The 21,232-nt window shown below is 41.8% G+C and carries 20 protein-coding genes; 6 read left to right on the forward strand and 14 right to left on the reverse strand.

Annotated elements, in window-relative coordinates; translation table 11 throughout:
* The first annotated feature begins 336 nt into the window (after positions 1 to 336).
* A complete protein-coding gene (locus V7K61_RS07565; RefSeq protein WP_335052451.1) occupies positions 337 to 1,932 on the forward strand; it encodes a helix-turn-helix domain-containing protein in 1,596 nt (531 codons plus the stop codon).
* Positions 1,933 to 2,102: 170 nt separating this feature from the next.
* Here the strand turns inward: V7K61_RS07565 and V7K61_RS07570 are convergent, their stop codons facing one another.
* Complete coding sequence (locus V7K61_RS07570) at positions 2,103 to 3,080, reverse strand: sucrase ferredoxin (protein ID WP_335052369.1); 978 nt, start codon at positions 3,078 to 3,080, stop codon at positions 2,103 to 2,105.
* A gap of 1,105 nt (positions 3,081 to 4,185) precedes the next feature.
* Between V7K61_RS07570 and V7K61_RS07575 the strand changes: the two genes are divergently transcribed.
* From V7K61_RS07575 to V7K61_RS07590, 4 genes are all read left to right on the forward strand, one after another.
* A complete protein-coding gene (locus V7K61_RS07575) occupies positions 4,186 to 4,956 on the forward strand; it encodes a Mut7-C RNAse domain-containing protein (RefSeq protein ID WP_335052453.1) in 771 nt (256 codons plus the stop codon).
* Positions 4,957 to 5,931, forward strand: coding sequence for an ROK family protein (locus V7K61_RS07580; protein ID WP_335052371.1), 975 nt, complete (start codon positions 4,957 to 4,959; stop codon positions 5,929 to 5,931).
* A gap of 280 nt (positions 5,932 to 6,211) precedes the next feature.
* The gene (locus V7K61_RS07585; protein WP_335052373.1) at positions 6,212 to 7,894 is read left to right on the forward strand and encodes a right-handed parallel beta-helix repeat-containing protein; all 1,683 of its coding nucleotides are present in this window, start codon (positions 6,212 to 6,214) and stop codon (positions 7,892 to 7,894) included.
* Between the two features lie 232 nt (positions 7,895 to 8,126).
* Positions 8,127 to 8,768 (forward strand): HAD family hydrolase, encoded by a 642-nt coding sequence (locus tag V7K61_RS07590; protein ID WP_335052375.1) that lies wholly within the window; start codon positions 8,127 to 8,129, stop codon positions 8,766 to 8,768.
* 76 nt (positions 8,769 to 8,844) lie between these two features.
* Here the strand turns inward: V7K61_RS07590 and V7K61_RS07595 are convergent, their stop codons facing one another.
* The 11 genes from V7K61_RS07595 to V7K61_RS07645 form a co-directional block, all read right to left on the reverse strand.
* Positions 8,845 to 9,432 (reverse strand): Uma2 family endonuclease, encoded by a 588-nt coding sequence (locus tag V7K61_RS07595; protein ID WP_335052377.1) that lies wholly within the window; start codon positions 9,430 to 9,432, stop codon positions 8,845 to 8,847.
* 52 nt (positions 9,433 to 9,484) lie between these two features.
* Positions 9,485 to 10,594 carry a glutamate 5-kinase gene (gene proB / locus V7K61_RS07600; protein ID WP_335052379.1) on the reverse strand — a complete coding sequence of 370 codons (1,110 nt, stop codon included), beginning with the start codon at positions 10,592 to 10,594 and terminating at the stop codon, positions 9,485 to 9,487.
* A gap of 297 nt (positions 10,595 to 10,891) precedes the next feature.
* Positions 10,892 to 11,431, reverse strand: a complete 540-nt coding sequence (locus V7K61_RS07605; protein ID WP_099100917.1) for a YqeG family HAD IIIA-type phosphatase — start codon at positions 11,429 to 11,431, stop codon at positions 10,892 to 10,894.
* Positions 11,432 to 11,485: 54 nt separating this feature from the next.
* Entirely contained in the window at positions 11,486 to 12,112 is a 627-nt protein-coding gene (locus V7K61_RS07610) for a hypothetical protein (protein WP_335052381.1), read from the reverse strand.
* A gap of 227 nt (positions 12,113 to 12,339) precedes the next feature.
* On the reverse strand, positions 12,340 to 12,912 hold the full coding sequence (locus V7K61_RS07615) for a DUF3727 domain-containing protein (protein WP_104907765.1): 573 nt from the start codon (positions 12,910 to 12,912) through the stop codon (positions 12,340 to 12,342).
* A gap of 143 nt (positions 12,913 to 13,055) precedes the next feature.
* Positions 13,056 to 13,553 (reverse strand): Holliday junction resolvase RuvX, encoded by a 498-nt coding sequence (ruvX, locus tag V7K61_RS07620; RefSeq protein ID WP_335052382.1) that lies wholly within the window; start codon positions 13,551 to 13,553, stop codon positions 13,056 to 13,058.
* A complete protein-coding gene (locus V7K61_RS07625; RefSeq protein ID WP_335052384.1) occupies positions 13,534 to 14,790 on the reverse strand; it encodes a GNAT family N-acetyltransferase in 1,257 nt (418 codons plus the stop codon). The genes ruvX and V7K61_RS07625 overlap by 20 nt, the downstream gene beginning before the upstream one ends.
* A 209-nt stretch (positions 14,791 to 14,999) precedes the next feature.
* Entirely contained in the window at positions 15,000 to 15,206 is a 207-nt protein-coding gene (locus tag V7K61_RS07630; protein WP_094352643.1) for a hypothetical protein, read from the reverse strand.
* 124 nt (positions 15,207 to 15,330) lie between these two features.
* Positions 15,331 to 15,822 carry a hypothetical protein gene (locus tag V7K61_RS07635; RefSeq protein WP_099100913.1) on the reverse strand — a complete coding sequence of 164 codons (492 nt, stop codon included), beginning with the start codon at positions 15,820 to 15,822 and terminating at the stop codon, positions 15,331 to 15,333.
* A 108-nt stretch (positions 15,823 to 15,930) separates the two neighbouring features.
* Complete coding sequence (locus tag V7K61_RS07640; protein WP_335052387.1) at positions 15,931 to 18,069, reverse strand: pentapeptide repeat-containing protein; 2,139 nt, start codon at positions 18,067 to 18,069, stop codon at positions 15,931 to 15,933.
* A gap of 298 nt (positions 18,070 to 18,367) precedes the next feature.
* Positions 18,368 to 18,706 carry a hypothetical protein gene (locus V7K61_RS07645; protein WP_335052389.1) on the reverse strand — a complete coding sequence of 113 codons (339 nt, stop codon included), beginning with the start codon at positions 18,704 to 18,706 and terminating at the stop codon, positions 18,368 to 18,370.
* A 411-nt stretch (positions 18,707 to 19,117) separates the two neighbouring features.
* Here V7K61_RS07645 and V7K61_RS07650 point away from each other — a divergent pair, with 411 nt between their 5' ends.
* The gene (locus tag V7K61_RS07650; RefSeq protein WP_335052391.1) at positions 19,118 to 19,549 is read left to right on the forward strand and encodes a hypothetical protein; all 432 of its coding nucleotides are present in this window, start codon (positions 19,118 to 19,120) and stop codon (positions 19,547 to 19,549) included.
* Positions 19,550 to 19,591: 42 nt separating this feature from the next.
* Here V7K61_RS07650 and V7K61_RS07655 read toward each other — a convergent pair whose 3' ends face one another.
* Positions 19,592 to 19,963 (reverse strand): hypothetical protein, encoded by a 372-nt coding sequence (locus V7K61_RS07655; RefSeq protein WP_335052393.1) that lies wholly within the window; start codon positions 19,961 to 19,963, stop codon positions 19,592 to 19,594.
* 84 nt (positions 19,964 to 20,047) lie between these two features.
* A complete protein-coding gene (locus V7K61_RS07660) occupies positions 20,048 to 21,229 on the reverse strand; it encodes a glycosyltransferase family 4 protein (RefSeq protein ID WP_335052395.1) in 1,182 nt (393 codons plus the stop codon).
* Positions 21,230 to 21,232 lie beyond the last annotated feature (3 nt).

Consider the following 21,232-nt stretch of genomic DNA (forward strand, 5'->3'; position numbering starts at 1 on the left):
AAATACTTTGCATAAGGTTTTATGGTCAAAGCTAAAATGTTCATTAATTACCTAGTTAAATAAATGTTAAGATTTTTTCCTAAGCTCAATACGAACAAATTAATCATTTTTTTCATGAAATGTATAGTTAATAAGAAGTTTTATTAGGCTGTTTTCAAAGCCTTAAATAGCTTGCAATTGGATGCGAATTTAACAAGTGGATGTGGGAATCGAACGTAGTGAGAAAAAATTATTCTCACTAGAAAGATCATGTGGTAGCGAGTCATGAATAAACAGGACTCATCCAGGGGAGACCTGAAACAGACATCTCAACGATTAGAGTGGGAAAAGAGCCAAATGCCTTATACAATTCCTAACAACAGTTGCGTTGGATGTGACAACTGCCGCCCCCAATGTCCTACGGGTGCAATCAGAATAGAGGACAATGAATATTGGATTGATCCTGGTCTTTGTAATAATTGTGAGGGCTATTATTCAGAACCGCAATGTGTAATAGCTTGTCCAACTAATTCTCCCATTCCTTGGCAGTCTAAAAAGGGAAGATGCAAAGTTGAACCAAGAGATGCTAGCAGCTTAGACTTGTTTTCTAATGGTAAAAATAATCCATTTGCTTCTGCGATCGCAATTTGGGAAGCTTGTAATGTATTAGCGCAGCGCACATCCCTACATTGGGAAACCGATGAAGAAGGCTACATCAGTTACAGCCGACAAGTCAATCAAGGACGAGGTGCGATCGCTTTTCATATCCAAGATCCCTTCAAAGTCAACGACAAGGCCACAGATATAGCAGCAATTGAGGGGCTTGACATTAGAGCCGCTTGCATACATCTAATTTTCGCAGCTTATGCTACAGCCTTAGAGCAACCTTGGGAGCAAGAATTTGCGATCGATGAGCGACAAATCGAGAAATATTTGGGGATGGAGAAACGTAAGGACTTGAGCAAAGCTGCCAAGCTAGCTTTAATGAAAAATATTGTCCAGCAAGCTTGCTCTCTGATTATCTCCATTGACTGGCCCCAACAAGGTCGAATTAACGGGTTCTCTCTTGTCGGCAGCCGCTTATGGCATTTAGTAGATATTCAGCACCACTTCCAGGAAGACAATCTCGGATGCAAATATCTGATTGGGTTAACTTTTAAAGTCAAAGCAGGCTTATGGGCGCAATATTTCTTAAACAAACAAGCGTGTAAAGAGCGAACTGCATTCTATCAATACGGCAGTCTTCCTAAAACACTGCTAACCACAGTTATGAGCATTTGGCAGCAACATGAAGGCGCAGTTCGACTAATGCTGTGGTTGCTGTTTAAAACCAAAATGGGCAAGGAACAACGCATCACCATTCCTACACTGCTGCGTATTGCTTACGGTGAGGAAAAAGTCGCTCTTGCATCCAGACAACGAGAAGAACGCAAACGTCTGCTGCGAACTTTTGAAAGCGATTTAGAAATTCTCAATCACTATGGAATGAAACCGCTTTTCGATCCAGTTACTTACCCACCAGAAATTCAACCTTTGTGGGCAAAATTAATCGATCTTCCCGAAGATCCAGATGAAGCATTAGAATTTTGGACTAATGACGGTGGTGCTGAAACTCGCCTCACAGACACAGGCCCCCGTGGTAAATGGAATCTGCTAATGAATGCGCGGATTTTGGCTTTTGAACTTCCACCAGAATGGGAACAGCAAATCTCAGAATCGGAAAAAAAGAAAACAAGAACTGCCAAAGCCAAAAAGAAGCCCAAAGCTACAAACGATTTACTAGGCGAACAGATTTTGCAAGCGCGAAAAAATTTGAATCTCTCCCAAAGAGAGTTGGCAAAACTTACAGGTAAAAGCCAAAGCTGGATTCGAGATATTGAAAATGGTCGTTTAAAAGCCAAATTAGAAGACCAAGTTCTGTTACGAAAAGTCTTAAATATGGCTTCATCGTGATTCAATATTTGGAATTTGAACGCATAGGGGCGCAGATATTTTATTACGAATTTGTGCAGCATTATACTAAATACAGTATTTAATTAATTCGTAGCGAACTAAACTTAGTAATACTCTGCGTTCCTCTGCGCTTCCTTTTGCGTGGCTCTGCGTTTAAAAATTCTCCATTTCTATGTACTATAACTCATTACCTTACTAGAGGTAATCCAAAAACTACCAACAGCATATTTAGTAACTACCAACTCTCGTGTAGCATTGCATGAACTCTTGAGTTGTTGAGTCTTGGTTTCATCTTTCACAAGTTTAGCCTGGTAAGTATAGAGAGAACCACAAGGTTGTTCAAAACTAATTTCAGCCAAGATAGTACTATTGTCTAAACTTTGCTCTAAAACTTTGCCTGCAACTTTGTAATTAAACCAATCCCACCCTTTATAAAGAATTAACTCTCTTTCCAAAACCTGAAGTGCAGCAGGTAGAATTCCCCAGCCTCGATAGACTTGATGTAAACATTGAATATCACCAGTACGAGTCAAAATCGATCTAAATGAATCTCGATCGAGACGACCGTAGTATCTTCCCTCTGGCAAGTCTATAACTGTTGGTGCAAACCGATGTCCACCAAAGTGCGATGATTTCCAAATTCGCACATTCTCTAAGCACAAATCAGCATTACTCGCTGTCACATGGAAGTAAAAAGGAGCGCCATATCTCGCACAACACTTATCATGGCTACCGTGGGTACAAACTAAAATATCTCTAGTTGTACTAGTTTCTACTTCCAAATTAGAATCGATACCCCATATCCATTTTTGGACAACTCCTGCTACTTGCTCAATATTTGCTAGCTTAAACTCTTGCTTATGATATCCATTACTTAGCCCCTCTTCTTTTTGATAAATCAAAAGCGTAGTATGATTTACCTTGTGTGATACATCATTAGCAATTAAGAGGAATCTAATCGGTAGTTTAGCACGCTTCACTTCTTCTACCAAAATCCTCAAATTTTGGGGTACCCATTTGGAGTTAAAGGCTTCTGATGTCCAAGGTAAAGCACACTCAACTAAAATATAAGTTTGATAATTGGTGGCACTACCAATAATATCTTCTCCTACTTGCCGTGAATCATCAGAACAAAAAAAAGTATTCATCTCGCTGTACTCATTAGCGTATTTTATGGACAAAAGGTATTACAAAATACAATTGTGTTCTTAGCTACAATATCCTTGGCTAAAGGAGATAAAAAAGAACAATATTCATTTCCCAGTTAAAACTAGGTAGCCACTTTATAACATCATTATTGATCGAGGTCTTTCCGGTTAATAAATTCTCCACAATAAAGATAAACAGTGTCAAGATAGATTTTTCCGTATCAGTGGCGTTAATTTTGTATCTAGTTTTATTGTTATTTGGTATTTCATAAATTTTCATTTGCAGAAACTCAGTTTTTCTGAACTTGGTTCCTTTGGCAAAATCAAATATATTAAACCTGCTATATAGACGCAAAGCAACTTGGAGAGTTAGCGATGATTAACTTGCTGACAATATCGATGTAGCTGACACTACAATCAAAAATATTCCTAGCAGCAACCTAGTTATTTAAAGTTTTGCCAAAATTATCTACATAACTAGTTACATATCCTGTTTTTACACATAAAAATATAATTTTGTGCCACCTTGTGCAAAATATATTCCTAAAGATAGATGCGGAAATATTTAATCAGCAGATAAAGCTTTGGTAAGCCAACACTGTTTTAAGACTTCTTCCACACTATCTGCTTTTAATGTATCTATCGATCTATACATATTGCAAATAATTCTCAATAAGTAGAGAAAAATAAAAACAATCAAATTGGAGGCAAATGCTTTATTGCCCCGGATTCAATGTCCCATAAGTTAATAATCAAAATTATTGACTAATTATTAGCAGCGTCACTGATATCAACATTAACAAATTTGGTATTTAGTGTTTTACCTAATCTAACTTCCTGAACGATTGTGTCAGGGTTTGATGATAGGCATCTGCTTTGACTGTAACTGAAGTCAATAAGAAATGCAAGTATTTAAGAATCTTTATGACTTCTTTACAGTTTGTTGCCTCTAGAACATTGCTTAAATCAAGGTGAACAAGCATTTCATCGTTGAGATATCTTACTACAACAAGCATTGATAGGTTCAATATAATAGATAAAGTTTTGTAATTGTGACAAATTGTTGCTAGTAAAGGCGCACTTACTAGTCCAAATATCTGTAGCTATGGCGATCGCATATTTCTACTTTCATGCAGAATTGAATCATTTTTTACAACGGCATCACAAACAGGTGAAAATCTCTCATTTGTTTGAAGAAAAAGCCTCAATTAAGGACATGATTGAATCTTTGGGTGTCCCTCATCCAGAGGTGGATTCTATAAACGTTAATGGTAAATATGTAAATTTTTCTTACATAGTTTCTGATGGAGACACTATCAATGTTTATCCAATTTCAGCTAGGAATTTTATTATACTAAGTGTTTCTGTTCTGCCAAAACCGCTCAGTATTATCCGTTTTGTTTTAGATATTCATTTGGGGAAGCTTGCGACATCTTTACGACTTTTAGGTTTTGATACTTTATACCGCAATGACTACGAGGACGATAAATTAGCTCAAATATCCTATACTCAAGCGCGGATTCTCTTGACTCGTGATAAAGGTCTATTGATGCGTAGTTTGGTAACGCATGGGTATTATGTTAGAAACACTAACCCTCAAGAACAAATTATAGAAGTACTACAACGCTTCGACTTGTTTGAATTAATCTCACCATTTAAACGGTGTTTGCGTTGCAATGGATTATTAGAAGCTGTAGATAAACAATCCATTATTGAACAAGTGCCAGAAAAGGTGCGATGCCTACGGCGGCAAGCTACGCAAGTTAATGAATTCCAGCGTTGCCAAGACTGCGATCGCATTTATTGGAAAGGTTCACATTATGAGCGATTACAACAGTTTATTGACAAAGTTTTGAACTCAAGAAAAGGTGAGTAAATGACATTAATTTTAGCTCTTGATTTTGGCGGAACTAAGCTGGCGGCAGCATTGGTAAATGTTGGTTCGAGAAAGTGGTTGCGTTATGAACGTCATCTATCGCCAGTAGGTGCAAATGCTAGCACTGACTTGAAAATTATGCGATCGCTCATTTACTCTCTGCTGCAAGACAGGAAACCTGCTGCGATCGGTATTAGCTTTGGCGGCCCAGTTGACGCTTCCACGGGAACAGTGCGACTATCTCATCATGTGGCTGGATGGGAAAATATTCCTCTCAAAGCTTTGTTGGAAGAGGAGTTTGGCGTTCCTGTTGATGTAGATAATGACGCGAATATTGCTGCTTTGGGAGAACATCGCTTTGGTGCGGGACAGGGATACGATAGCCTGTTTTACATAACTGTCAGTACTGGCGTGGGTGGTGGTTGGATACTCAATGGCCAGCCTTGGCGGGGTGCTGGTGGGATGGCTGGCGAAATTGGACATATCGTTGTAGATCCTGCGGGGCCAGTTTGTTTGTGTGGGAAGCGGGGATGTGTGGAACGTTTGGCTTCAGGGCCTTATATGGCGCAAAATGCTAGGGAAATTTTGGAGAACGAACCGCAGAGGCGCGGAGAACTTAGAGATGGAGAGGTTTTGAGGGGTTTGGTGGGGAATAATTTAACTTTGCTGACGGGGCAGTTGGTAAGTGAGGCGGCGGCGGCTGGAGATGATTTGGCGAAGGAAGTTTTACACAAGGCTGCTTGGGCGCTGGGTGTGGGTATTGGCAATGTGGCGAATTTGATGAATCCGCAGCGCTTTGTGTTGGGAGGCGGGGTGACGAAGGCGGGTGAGGATTTTTGGCGGGTGGTGCGTCAGGTGGCGCGGGAGACGGCTTTGCCGGAAGTTGATTTTGAAATAGTGCCGGCGGTGCTGGGGGATGATGCGCCTTTATGGGGCGGAGTGGCGATCGCTTCTATGACAATCCCGAATTTGTAAATCAGTGATGTGTGGAATGCATAAGTGCAAACAGAACTGGCTAGAGGATATAAATTTAGGCGAATAAATCTTAATACTCAGGTGAAAGATGGAATGGTAAGTTTTTTAAAGCTTATCTATCGATAGGTACTAGACAAAAACTTCAAAGTAGCATTTTTATTGCTTCCAGAGACGAGGAAGATTTCGCCGCCGTAGTATTTCTTACGGTAGAAAACATTCTATTCTCATTTCTTTGCTCCCTTCCGTCCATCCATCGCCTTTCCCTCCCCTCCTTTAAGTAATGATAAAGACTCTACGCTCCCTTCTTTCCTACGCAGCTTTAGCTACTATTGTTTTAGTAGCTGTAGTCACAGCCCAATTAGGAACTACGCAGAAAACTGTGGCTGCCGAATCTACCAGGAGCTTGTACGTCTACGTATCTCCCACGGGAAGCGATACCGGAGGCGATGGATCGCTAGGCAAACCATTGAGGACGTTGGCGTATGCAGCAAAACAAGTTCAACCGAATCAAAACTACACGATTTATTTGAACCCAGGTGTCTACAGGGAAACGGAAGCGACGGTACTTCCGCCGGGAGTAAATATCGAGGGAGCTGGTGAATCAAGCGTGACTATCACTAGCAATGGTGCTATTCCTGCTCCAGGAGTAAATACTGGCACCAGTGACTGGAGTCTTTGGCATCATGGAAGCATTATTCAGCTTGTCTCGCCTAGCTACTCCGGCTCGAACCCTCGGTACGGATCTCCTTCCGAGATGATTGCAGCGACAGACGGTAATCAGACGTTAGGCGGCTTCACCATAGACGGGAACGGCAAAACCATCAAAGCCGGTATCTGGGTAGAAAATCGTAACAATGTGACTACGCATAATGTCACATTCAAAAACTTCCAGCACAGTGGTGCAGTTTTTACCCGTGGCAATATGTGGTGGTACGTCCCGCTTCCAGAGGGAAAGTGGATGAAGAACACAACGATACATGATTGCACATTTATCAACTCCGCAGCGGATGGAGTATCGGGAGCATCTACCGGGAACTTGAGACTTGGAGGGCTAGATGGCGCTGACATTTATAACATTACTATCCGAGAAAATAAAGGATATGGCATAAAGTTCATGCATGTAGGTCATATACGTAACGTGAAAATTCACGATTGCGACATCCAGGTTCCAGAAGTTGATTCCCAGTGGAGCGAGGATGCTTCCATTGAACTTTGGAATTTGAGTTATGGAAACGAAATCTACAATGTTAACTGTAATACGTGGTTATCGATGGTCAATCATTCAATAATGAATGAATACCAGCCAACAGCTACACGCCCAAGCAATCTCAAGATACGAAACTTACGAATAAAAGATATTGACGGACAGAGTGTTAAGGAGTCAATCGAGGTTGCCTTGAGTGGAGTTGAGATATCCGACTCCTACTTTCAGGATAAGGGCTTCGGTATTGCGATTTGGGGAGGGAAAGCATGGGGCGGAAGTATAGAAAATCACGACATCAACATCCACAATAATATTTTCGCAAATGTCGCTCGTAAAGCTCAATTTGGTTTTGGGAACAGTGCCGCCGTCTTCATTCCCGATCCAGCTTCCAACATCAAGATTCACAACAATGTGTTGGATAACTTAGGGAATAGCCTACAAATCAACTCCGCAGACAGGATATCGATCAAAAATAATGTGTTCTTGAACTCTCAAGGAGACGATGTACAAGGAGGTAAGAACATTGTTTTCACTAATAATCTCCGCAGAAATACGAACTCAGCAAAGCCAACTTGGCAGATCCAATTCGCGGTTAATGCGACAAACATCCAGGGAGATCCAAAATTTACAGGCACGGGCGATCGTTGGAACTCTTACTACAAGCCGGCTTCTTCACGCAGTCTTGTGGTGGATAGAGGAACTGATGTCGGACTTCCTTACTCTGGTTCGGCACCTGACATCGCTCGATGGGAGTGGTAAGGAACGTTCGCTTCTATAAGAGTGTTCCAAAAAATAAATGATCCAAAACCCGTCATTGCAAGCAAAGCGAAGCAATCGCAAAGACTGGGATTGCTTCGCTTCGTACCCAACTCTTGGAGAGGCTGCGCCAACGGGAACGCCAAGGGCGAACGCAATGACAATTAGGTATTTTTTTACTTGGAGTACTCTAACAATCCCGAATTTGTAAATGAGTGAGGCGTGGAGTGTATAAGTGCAAACAGAATTGGTTATTTTTGATTGTGATGGTGTATTAGTAGACAGCGAAGGATTAGGCAATCACGTTCTTGTGGAATTTGTCGCTGAGTTTGGGCTGGCAATGAAACTTGAAGAAGCTATTTTGTTATTTAAGGGTTGCAAAATGGCTGATTGTGTTGCTGTCATTGAGCAAAGACTTGGGAAGAAGATGCCGCTAGATTTTGTAACTCAGCTTCGTACCCGTACTGCTGAAGCATTCGAGCGTGAACTACGTCCTGTAGAAGGAATAGAAGCAGCTTTAGACAAGATTAATCTACCCATTTGCGTTGCTTCCAGTGGCCCACCGGAAAAAATTAAGTTAGCTTTGCGTGTAACTAACCTACTCCCTCGATTTGAAGGACGTATTTTTAGCTCATATCAAATTGGAAGTTGGAAGCCAGCACCTGACTTATTCTTATATGCAGCTAAAAATATGGGATTTCCAGCTCCATCTTGCACTGTTGTAGAAGATAGTGTTTTGGGTGTGCGTGCAGGTGTTGCCGCTGGGATGAGAGTTTTAGGTTATACCGAGCAAAGTGAGGCTAATCTACTTGAGGGATTTGGAGCGCGTGTCTTTTATTCTATGTACCAACTGCCTTCTTTGTTGTCGCACCATTAAACTTATAATTATGAGTCTAATGTAAAAATTAATACTCTGAACGATATTAAAGTATTTCTTTCATTTCAACCTACTATTACTGTTGAATATTTTGACGAAACTCTCTAATAGCTTCCAAGGGAGACGATAACAAAACACAACGATTGAGCAGGGATAAATCTAATTCTGCTAATAGCTCACTTTTAACAACTTTCTCATATTCTTGTTCTCGTAAGCAGTAGACTTCAATTGTGCCATCTTCCCAAAACCAAACTTCCGGGACTCCCATTAATTTGTACTTCTGTAACTTTATGGGACTACCGCTAGTAATGACTACTTCAATACAGAGGTCTGATATAGGTTTGTCGGTTCCAAAGCAATAAGATAAGTCAGCTTGATATTCTACTATCTCAGGAATAATTTGGCTAAAACTCCCACTAGGAAAAAATTCAATACCCTGTTCCACAAAATACTGTCCCAAGAGCAAACCAATTAAACACTTAATCACCTCATGCGGCTTACCAATACTCACAATTTCTAAAATTCCCTGACAATAAAACAACCGCACCCCTGGTACATTTTCAAAGCTAGCTTGAATCGCTTTAAACTGTTCCCAACTTAACCCATGTCGAAAGAAGCGTTGTTCTTCTGGTAAGTTAACAGCATTTTCTAACGTTTGAGTCATAATATTTTTTACTCTCTCAGTTAGTAGTCACAAAAATTATCTCATTTCCATTTTAAGTCAAAACCAAATTATCCCGATGAATAACGGTTTCTGCACCGGCATAGCCTAAAATTGTGGAAATTTCTCGTGAATGACAGCCGCGAATTTTTTGCAATTCATTGCTGTTGTAATTTACAAGTCCTCTAGCAATTTCGTTACCGTTGGTGTCACACAATTGCACGGCATCCTGTGTGTCAAACTCTCCTTCTACTAGCTTAATTCCAGCAGCTAATAAGGATTTTCCTGCTAGAGAAATTGCCGCGATCGCACCTTCATCTAAATACAATTTCCCCGCAGGTACAAGTCCGTAAGCTATCCAACGTTTACGCGCCGAAGTTGGTTCAGGTTGCGGTTCAAAATGCGTTCCAATCAGTTCGCCTTGGATAATTTTTTCGATATTCCGGGGAAATCGCCCTTGGGTAATTACGGTACGTACTCCCGCCGTAATCGCAATCCTGGCAGCCGAAATTTTTGTCGCCATCCCACCAGTACCCCACTGGGAACCTAGAGAACTTGTTTGGATCTGTAATTGAGCTAATTCTTTAATACTACTAACTAGAGCGATCGGCCGAGCATCGGGGACGGAACGCGGATCGGCTGAGTATAACCTATCAACATCGGTGAGCAGAAATAGCCAATCTGCTTCTACTAGGCTGGCAACCAATGCTGAAAGAGTATCATTATCACCAAATTTTAATTCGTCTATCGCTACGGTATCATTTTCATTTACTATGGGGATCACTCCCAATCCCAGTAATTCCTGAAAGGTGTTATAGGCGTTGAGATAGCGGCTGCGCTGTACCAAGTCACTACGAGTCAGTAATACTTGAGCGATCGCTTGTTGTAAAGTAGTAAATAGATCATCGTATATACGGATTAACCTACCTTGTCCAACTGCTGCTACAGCCTGTTTGAGTGCGATCGCTTTAGGACGTTCAGTTAAACCCAACCGCGCACAACCCACGCCGACAGCGCCAGAGGAAACCAAAATCACCCGATGTCCTTGGCGTCTTAAATTGCAGAGTGTTTCCGCCAAAGTAGCGATGGTAGAAAGTGCTAATTGTCCTGTTTCTGGTTGAGTTAGGCTGGAAGTGCCGATTTTGACAACAATTGTTTTAGTCATTGGTCATTGGTCATTAGTCATTGGTCATTAGTCACTTGTACTGAGCGTAGTCGAAGTATTGGTCATTAGTAACTGACGAATGACAACGGACAAATGACAAAGGACAAATGACTAAAGAAATTGTAAAGCGCCAATCCCTCTATAGTGAAGGTTGACGCTTTACGGAAGTATATTTACTTAGTATGAGTTAGGGTCTTTTTTCGCTGACCCCATGTTATTAATACTTATGATCCCCGATTTTTTGGTTCAAATATAATTCCTTAACCATTTCTTTAGATTTACTTTCCTGACGATTTCTCAACTTTTGTGAATCTTGGTTTTCTTGGGGGTAATAGAGGCTCCCAAAATTTCAGATATCCAAACTTCAAAGTTGCGGACGGGATGAGAGCGGAGAGCCGCATCAGCATGAACAATCGGTTCGACTAGAATGGTAAACATTCCCAGACGATTACCAGCTAAAACATCGGTAAACAAGCGATCGCCTACCATCCCCACTTGATGCACTGGTAGATCCATTCCCCTCAGTGCTGCTCTAATTTTGCGTCGGGAAGGCTTGGCTGCACCTAAGTAGTAAGGTAAGTTGAGCGATCGCGCAATTCCACCAATTCGTGCTTCACTGAGGTTGTTACTCACCAAGCACAGTGCAGTACAGGTACGGATTTGCTCTACCCACTCTCGTAGTTCTGGGGAAGCTATCCCGACTGTAAAGGGTACTAAAGTTTCATCTACATCCAATACCAGCCCTTTAAGCCCGTATTTTTGGATAATATCTGGTGTTAGGTTCAACACGGAACCCTCTAAAATCAAGTCAGGCTGTAAAAGATTGTTCCAGACCATAAGTCAACAGTCAAATTTAGATAGCTAAGACAAATGAGCATAACCCAATATAGTTTAGTTAGTCGAACTCCATCCTGGAATGTCTCCCTGAACATTTTGAGATAAAATTCCTAAAATCTTATCTATCTCTTTGATGTAATAATTACTCAAATCAATAAATATATCGTTTTCTTTTAACTTCAAAAACTTCCAAATGTCGCCTGTTGTTACCGCACCATAAATTTTACTAATTTCATTTCCTTCTTGTTGATTAAACAATTGTGCTGCCAACATTGCAGCTGCACATTGACCTAATCCACCTTTAATATTTTCATTTTTGGCTTCAATAATCACCACCACTGGCACATTAATCGTTAGCTGCTCTTTAGAACGACTGATGATAAAGTCACAGTATCCATTCAGACCTTTTTCTGCATCTACATTAAAATCTGTTCCTGAAAACAAACTAATTGGATAATTAGCTCTGCGTCTTACCTCCAACAATATCGGAGTGATAATCATTTCTGAACGAGCTTTTTCAGTATTAATTGCTAAAGCCAGTTCTGTAGTTTCTTCTAAAGAATTTTTGAGTTTCTCACTTGCCTGCAAAGGTGCTATGTCAGCACATAAATCAGTTTCTTCATCAATGCGGATGCTGAACGACTTTTTAAATTTACTTAATGTAAAATCGCTATAAGCCATTTTCAGCACCTCATACTAATTTTAGATTTAGATGATGGAATTGAAAATCACGACCAAACTACTTGTTCCAGAATCTTAAACAATACTAATTGTCCCAATTTCTGATCAATGTTTCATAGCTTCCACATTTAATGGGACATGGTAAAAGGTTTAGGTAGATTTTGATTACAATGAAAATTCCCAATTAAAAATTCAAAATGTAATATTTTCATTTTGAATTTTTAATCTTATTCCACTTCATTAAAAAGATGTTCTTCTAACAGAGGTTGCACTTTGCGGAACTCCTCTGGAGAAAGCAATTCAGGTTCACCTGTTTTTGTTATCCGTGCAAAAAACAACAGAGGATCTAGGGGTGTATAAATTGCATACTCCTGATCTTCCTCATAAAAGCTAGCAAGTAGCTGTAATTGCTCAGGCTCTAAATCTGCTTCTTCGTCTTCGATTTCTAAGGTGAAGAGTTCTGATTCTTCCACTGGCGGTAAATCACCTGCAACTGTCAGAGCATAGGCTGTGTTTTTCAGTATCAAGTTCTGCTCAGATAGTACAGCTTGGGCATTAGCAAAAATTTGCTCAATGATGGTGTCATCTTCTACCAGAACCGCTTCTTCTTCCTCACCGTCACCTTCCCAAGAAAAAATTTCTACAGGTGAGTCTACAGGAAGAAGCAAAACGTATTCTTGTCCATCTACCTCCAGGGAATGCTCTATGTAACAGTCGAGCGATCGCCCTTTGTCATCGGTTAAAGTGATGGAACCCGCATGAGCGTTATCATTTTCTTCAGGAAATGGAGAGGAAAACATAGCCGAAATGTAGAAATTTAATAAATACCAGCAATATTGGAAATCGCTTAACTATAGTTAATGACATATTATGTCAAGCAAATAGCTTTATACGTAGATACAACTGCTGGCTAATCGTTTTCAGAATATCATGTTAAAAGGTATCAATATTCAATAGCCGCAACTGAACTGCGCGAGTTAGCACGCTTAACATCCAGCCATTGTTGCAAAATTAAAGCCGCTGCCTTGCGGTCAATCAAACCTTTATGGCGTGATGGGGAGCGGTTTTCAGCTATCAGCAGTTGCTCTGCTTGAAATGAAGTTAATCGCTCATCCATATATTCCACAGGCAAGTTTAGTGCTTTAGCAAGTCTTTTAGTAAATTTTTGAACTTGACGAGCCTGAAATCCTAGTGAGCCATCCATTGAATAAGGTAAGCCCATAACTAGAACTTGCACCTCACGTTCATTAACTATTTGTCGGATTTGCTCGACATCCTGCTCAAAAGATGCGCGCTCAATTGTGGTGATACCCGTAGCAATTAAACCCGTGCGATCGCACCCAGCTACACCAATCCGCTTGCGACCAAAATCTAGTCCCAAGGCTGAAATAAAGGGTTTTGGTTGCTCCTGGGATATCACACTAATTCTCCTGCTGACCATCTGCTGATTCAGTAATCGGCGATGTTTCTATGCTAGGGTTTTTTACCGAAAAGTTAATCGGTTCTGGCTTGCTTGGCAGAGGTTTATCTGACGATGGCAACTTTCCTGGTTGTATCCATGACATCCCACCTGGTATAGGTTTACGAGTCGGTTGTAAACCTTGCAGCATATCAGTCCACTGGATTCCTTCTAAGGAGACGAATTTAGACTCCCGTAGCTTGTGCCACACAGAGCGAGACATCACCAATGTATGTTCTATGCGTTTTGCCCCAATTCGCTCCAAATATTCTTCTCGCTCTGCCTGATAGTCAGAGGAGGCTAGTTGTAACCCTTGCTGAGGAAAATCTTGGGCAATACGAGCCAGTTGAGATAGTAATTCTGGATAAAGCCAGGTGTAAGCAGGATGAACTGTCAGCGTTGCAGCATGAGGAACTTCACCCTTGCGATCGAGTTGCACCTGAAAATAGCCGATCGCAGCTTTGCGTTGCGGTTCAAATACGTAACCACTGACTACTTCTGTTTTAGTCAGCCATTGCTTAACTGCATCAGTTAAAGCGCCGAACAAGCTGGTTTTAAAGTCGCGGGTATTACGGTCAAAAACCTGACGTACCAGAGGTGGCATTGATGCCGTATCTAGTTGATATAGCAACTGGGCATCAGCATTACTTACTGGCAAAAGGTTGGGCAAATCTGGCTCTGCTTGTGCCAATTCAGCCAGTAATTCTGGCCCAATTTCCCAGTATGTCATTTCTGCCAGACGCTGGAATCCATTTTGCCGATATAGTGCCAGTGCCTCTATGTCATTGATATTAACTTCTAGTAGCCAAGTACGAGCTTCCAAAATCGATTCAAAGCAATGACGCAAAAGTTGCGAACCAATTCCTTGTTTATCGACACCACGCTCTAGTAGCACTTGATCGATCCGCCAAGTGCTACGTGTGCGGTTAAAGGGTGACACTTGAATCATTCCTAAAAGTATCCGCCCTTGCTCTGCGACAAAAGCACACAGTCGATACTGTAGCGGGTTAGGAAACCAACTTAAAAATTTGAGTAATCCATACCAGCGACGCAGCCTTTGCATCTGGCTGATGGCAAAACCTGCTCCCTGAGGAGTGAGGGCTGCGAATGACTCTTGAGTTATGCGCTCAATTCCATCCAGATCCCGGTATTGGACTGGTCGGATAACAACGCTGAGGTTTCTGGGAAGTAATGAAGTCATTTTTATTCGAGCCGCCATTTAGCCTTAACTAACTGCTCTTGAAAGTAATAAACTGCTTGCAATAATCTTAACTAGTTTCTGCTCTCTACTATTGTGCCAAAAGTGTGATTTTAGTAACTTAATACTTAAAAAGCAGAAAAAGCAGACCTTGTGAGAACACCATTGGCATTGACCCAACAACATCTGCCCTTATTTTATTTGAATTTTGATTAAAATTTGTATATATTTTATAACCCTTGCCGAGAAACTAACTTTTCAAAGTGGGCTTGGGTTTGATGGAGTAATTGGTGGCGACTATCTACCAGTGTTTGCTTCAGCGTTGGAACAAGATTGCGAGCTTGCAGAGTCATGTGAAGTTGCAGATTGGCGACATATTCACTGAAATCTTGATTCACTTCATCTGCGCCTGCATCTGTTAATAAATTTGATTCCATTGCCACTGTGTTCTCCTGTGTTAATCCTGTGCTGTTTCTCTTCATGACCAAAAACTATCACGTTGTTTGGACTAACTTTTTAATTTGCAATGAAGTTTAACGCTTCTTAGGGATAGTGTACCCCTTAAAATCTTAAACCAACACCACCTTGTACGGAGATAGCTGTACCACTGCTATCTCGGTAAGCATCAAAAGCAATAATGGCATTGCCAAAAAGGACAGTATTGCTATTTGGGATCATATAATCAATGCCCGGTTGTAAAGCAAAACTAATTTTGTCGCCCACAGGAGAAGAACCACCACCACCAGCCAACACTAATCCAGCACCCAAGTAGGCATCAGCTTGCCAGTTGAGGGGGAAATCGTAAGAAACCGTTGGTACAACAGCTGTATTATTACCAATTAACACTTGAGCGCGCAGTGAAATTGGTGCTTCCAAAAGCTTGTAGCGCCCCGCGATTACTCCCCCAAATTGGATACCATCGGTAATACCAACAGTAGGGCCGATACCAATATAACTACCATAAGCTACTTGAGCTTGTGCTGGTTTCGTACTCGCCAGACTCAAGACCAAACCAGCCCCCAAAACTGAAACCAAATATGGAATATATTTCATAACCAACTCCTCACACCAATTTGTCATTAGTCATTAGTCATTTGTCATTGGGCATGGGACATCGGTTATTCTCTCCCTGCCCCTCTGCCCCTCTGCTCCCCCTCCATTCTACGGGCAACGTGGATGAATGCCTCCTTGAGTACAAATGTATGCTAATTGCTTGGCATCTAAATTTTTGGCTTGAGAAAAATCAACCCCTTGGACTACGGCAGATACTGAGCCTAAATCTGGGGTTTGGACAAATTGATCTGCTGGATCTTGTTTGCTAGGAGCGAGAATTGCCCCCTTAAAATCTGCTCCAGCGACATTTGCGCCGCGTAAATCTGCAAGGCTCAGGTCAGCATTTTGCAAGTTAACGTTTTCCATTTGGGCAGAGCGTAAAACGGCACCAGCTAGACGAGTGGCGCTGAGGTTAGCATTGCTGAGATTAGCACGATCCAAATAGGCTCCTGATAAATCTGCCCCTTGCCAATCAGTGTTAGTTAAGTTGGCAAAAGATAATTGCGTTCCGATCGCAGTGGCGCGACCTAAACGCGCTGCATACAGATTGGCTTCATTCAATTTAGCATCGCCTAAATCTGCCCCAGTCAAGCTGGCTTTTTCCAAAACTGCGTTTCGTAGATCGGCTCCCACTAGTTGGGTGCTGTTGAGTTTAGCATCATATAGACGCGCGTTGGATAAGTTGGCTCTGTTAAGAGTGGCACGACTCAAATCGATCCGGTTCATCAAGACGCGACTGAGGTTAGCATCAGTAAGATTGGCTTGCTGCAACTGAGCTTGGCTTAAATCAGCTATGACATCATCATAAGTATCCCAGCGTCCATCTTCACCCGGACTTCGGAAGCGGCTACCCTTAAAGCTGGCTTGGTTAAGATTTGCGGATTTAAACTTAACTCCTGATAAATCAAGATTGTCCAGTACCAAGTTGAAGAAGGAACTTCCTGGAGTACCGCTTTGACCTAATTGGGTGCTACTAAGGTCAACACCCTCAAATTTACCGCTGTAAACAGAGAGAATCTTGTTGATTGTCCGCTGGTTTCTTTGTAGTCGCCCTTGGCGTAATTCCCGCTCTTTGGTTGCAGTGCTACCCACAGATTCAAGTTCGCTGACCAAAAACTGATTCTTATTTTTGAGTTCTGGGATGGCTTGGGGACCAACAGTTGTCAAAGCTTGTTGAATTGTATCCAGAAGGCTGGGGTTAGTTTCGCTAACTAATAAATCCGCCAGAAATTTAATTGATTGTGGGTCATTAAGACCACCCATAGCCAGAATTGCAGTTTGACGTTCCTCATTAGTCGCCCCAGAGTTGGGACTCAATGGTTTGACAAGTTCGAGGAATTGTTGGCTGTTAATTTGCTTGGTTGCTCGCTGGGATTGTTGAATTTGGATATAAACTTGAGTGCCGATTAAAGTTGCCAGCACAGCAGTCATACTCGTCAGCCCTACCCCAAACAAAGTCAGATTGGGATTTTGCTGTATCCGCCGCCACAAATTATGCGATTGGCTGGTTTCGACTGCCGCAAATTCTTCACCCTCCTGGTTTTCTTCTGCTCGATCGTTACCGTCAGCAGACTGAGCTTGTTTGTTGCTAGCTAAGACTGCATCAATTGTATAAGTACCTGCGAGTTGATCGTGTAGTGCGCGACGCCCCCGACGCGACGGTAAGCCAATCCCTTCACCCACAATCATTAATAAAGACAAAAATGTGAATAATCCTAAATTGGGAAAAGCAAAGCTGTAGCGCCACAGTAGATAGGCGATAGAAATGGGTACTGTCCAACGCCCAACTCCTTCTCTAATTACAACTGCCCCCAGTCCGGGCGGCTTCCCTTGCTCATTGACAACCCGCACTTTTAACCAACGTTTCGGAATTGTGCTACCAGTCTTAGCTAATAAATACAATTGCCACCACGAGAGAGTTACAGGCGCTAACAAGGCGATTGTCCACAAAATATTAGTCGGCCATGCAACGTTACGGATGCCATAGCTTACAGGTAGAGCTAGGGGTCTGGCGATCGCTCTTTCTGTGACTACCAGTACTGGGTTAAGCGGCACTCGATTCAGATCGCTTCTAGAATTGGCATAGACACCAATGCCGAAGGGAATCAACCCACTAGTAACCACTAGTGTAATTTCAGCCGCCCAAGCAGCAAAACGCCTACTTGCTAGCAGCAGCGAATCGGCTCTTTCCGATTTTTTTGACTGACCAGATTGATTACTAGTTCTCCTGACAATTGGTGAGGTCATCGTATAATTTCCTTTGATATTATTTCTACGCCGCGATCGGCACAATTAAAATAGACCAAGCTAGTCAGCAAAAAGAAAAGCATATTGAAATAGGATTTAGGAGTAATACAGCAGAATTCAGGAGTCAGAATGGGCTGCGCTAACAGAATTCAGAAGGAAAACAGGCTTTATACCTAGTTTTGACACTTCACTTCTGTACTTCACCTTTCTTTAAATCCTCTGTAAGTCAGGAGCCTTTTGTATTCTGGCTCCTGACTCTCATAACTCCCGGCAGAGTGCAAAGTAAATGCATATCAACTTATTGCTTACGTTGAAAGCTACCAGACACAAAAAATTTGTATCCAACATACACTAACACTGCCAAAAGTGCCAGACTGATTACAGATGCAACTAGTTTAAACACTGCTTGCAGTATCGCCAAGCCTGCTAACAACGTCACACCCGAAACTACCAGCTTTTTCACACCAGATAAGCTGTTGAACCAAATCTGAAATCGCTCTAGTTGCAAGTTGAAGCTGGCAAAAACAGACTGAGGCGTTTGTTTTTGTTCTTGTGAAACCACCCCAGGCGGGGAATTAATCTCTGCCTCTAGCTTATCGAGGCGACGCTGTAAGTCTTCTTCTGGTTGAGGATTCATCAATCTTTCTTACCTCATTAGCATACTTATTCAACAATAGACCAACCAAATTCTATTTTTGGTGGTTGTCTTAGTGATTTTAGCTAATGTCTGTACGTGCAAGACCTTACAGACATCAATTGTAGAGACACGATACTTTTCGGATAAATCCAACAATCTCTCTTTTTGTCTAGCGAAAGGTTACTGGGCTTGGAGTAAAGGTAATTCAAACCCTTTCTCTTTCCCTTTTCCCCTTAACGGAAAATGCAATGTCTCTACATACACCTATCAAATCTTCACAAATAGTCTTTAACTAACTAGTATTACTTTATACAGTAGCTTTTGGAACCAAGAGGGATTGCTGTCGTCTATATAAATAAATCAGACTGTATAACAATATTGCTCTGAAACAAATCTGGAGCATTAATTAAAATGAAGACGCTTAGGCTACTTGCAATTATTCCCACAGCTTTGGCGATGAGTTTGGTTTTCACTGAGGCTAATTTGGCACAGACACCAACAATCCAAATTAATCGAAATTCCCAACCCGAACCATTGATTTTGAATGGAAAATCTGGGGGAACTGTCAAGAGTAATTGTGGCAATATTACTACTGAACCTAGTCAAGTTATCCAAGTTACAGAGTCACTACCTTATTTGCGATTAACAGTAGAAAGTAAAGGCAAGCCAACACTTTTAATCGACGGGCCTGGAGGGCGCTTTTGTGTATTAGCAGATAGTTACTCTGGAGGTAAGTCAGAACTTTCTGGTTATTGGCAGGCAGGAAAATACTCGCTGTATGTGGGCGAACTATCCCCGCAACAGTATACTTACACCCTCTCAATCTCGCAAAAAAATAAATAGTCTTTAGTCATTTATGCTTTGCTAATGACTAAAGATTCTTGACTATTCTTCCAGTGATTTGGCTGGAACTTCGACAGCAGTGACATCAATTGTGCCTTCTGGTGTGAAGCGCTGAAAATGACTATTTTGTACTAACAGCAACTCCTGACAGCTAGGACATTGCAACTGACTGTTATTTAAACCTGTAAATTCATATCCACAGACGGGGCATTGATCGGCAACCAAGTTGCGTTGCAGCCACCAACGAAAGCCAAAAAAAGCCGCAATAGGTGCTAACAACAGCAACCCGAAAATAATTAGCAATGAATTAACTAACCAACCCAAGCCCACTGATGCCAGCAACCAAATAACTGCCAACAGGATGAGCCAAGGGCGGAGATTTAAAAGATTCAATTGAAATGACTTAAAGCTCATTTTTAATAAATTTTGTCCTGCTCTCCTTCTAGGATAGCGATTTTAGTCATTAGTTATGAGTCATTGATCGTTTGTCATTTGGACTCAAATGGACTTTATTACTGAGGATAGCAGCATTTTTTGTAAGTGCTGTTGGAAGGCATTGATGCCAAATAGAGCGATCGCTTGTTCTCTTAGCCATTCCCCATCACATCGCTGGTCATCCCCTTGAAGCATTTCTATACAAGCTGCTGCTACAGCATCAGGACTGCGGTGTGGGACTCGCCATCCCAGTTTACCATCCTGCAAGGGGTCAGCGGAACCATCGTCGTCACCGGATAACACCGGCACTCCACAAGCCATTGCTTCTAGATAAACTATGCCAAAGCCTTCTTGTGAAGGCATAATATAGGCGTCAGCAAGGCGGTAATGTTCCATTAATTCTTCTGTGGCAACAAAACCAGCAAACACAACGCGATCGCTCACACCTAAATATGCAGCTAGCTGTGCCAATCGCGGTTGGTCATCGCCGCGACCAATTACCAAATATTTCACTTCTGGGAAAACTTGAGCGATTTGTGGTATTGCCCGAATGGTGACATCTACACCTTTGTAAATATCTCCTGACCATAACCGTGCTACTGTCATCAACACTTTCGCACCAGTTAAGCCATACTTCTGGATTAATTCTGGTTGTTTGGAACCAGGAGTAAATTTATCCCCATCAATGGCACAAGGCATCATCTGTACCATTTTTGAGTTTAGACTATTGGCAACACAAGCGCGATCGCGGCTGTAGCGACTAATTGTCCAAATTCTCTCTGCTGATGTCAGAGCGCGACGTTCCTGATTTTTCAACGGTTCCCAGACTTCTTTGCCGTAAGTTAGCACGGTGTAAGGAATCCCCAAGGGCTGGCAAAGTGTTTGGATTAATACTGCTAAGTTAATATGACCGCAGAAAACCTGCTGCGGACGGCTCTGCAACAGACACTTCAGTAAAGCCGCTGCCATTTGCAATCTCCCCAAATAAGGAGACTGATTTTTAAAGTAATGAAATTTTAAGTTCTCGTCTTCAAACGGATTTAAGCTATCAGCACTATCTCGCAGCAAAAAGACTTCTGCTTTGTAGTCTTGGCCCAATCCCAGATAGGCGCGAAAAATATCTTTTATATAGGATTGAATACCACCTTCGTGAGAAAAAATTTCTAAAAACACGAAGACATGGTTAGTTGTTTTGTTAACTTTATCACCTAAATTCAGGTTTTTTGTCACTGTAGTGATGTGCATCTT

The organism is Nostoc sp. (genome assembly GCF_036918015.1).
Classification (GTDB): Bacteria; Cyanobacteriota; Cyanobacteriia; order Cyanobacteriales; family Nostocaceae; genus Nostoc.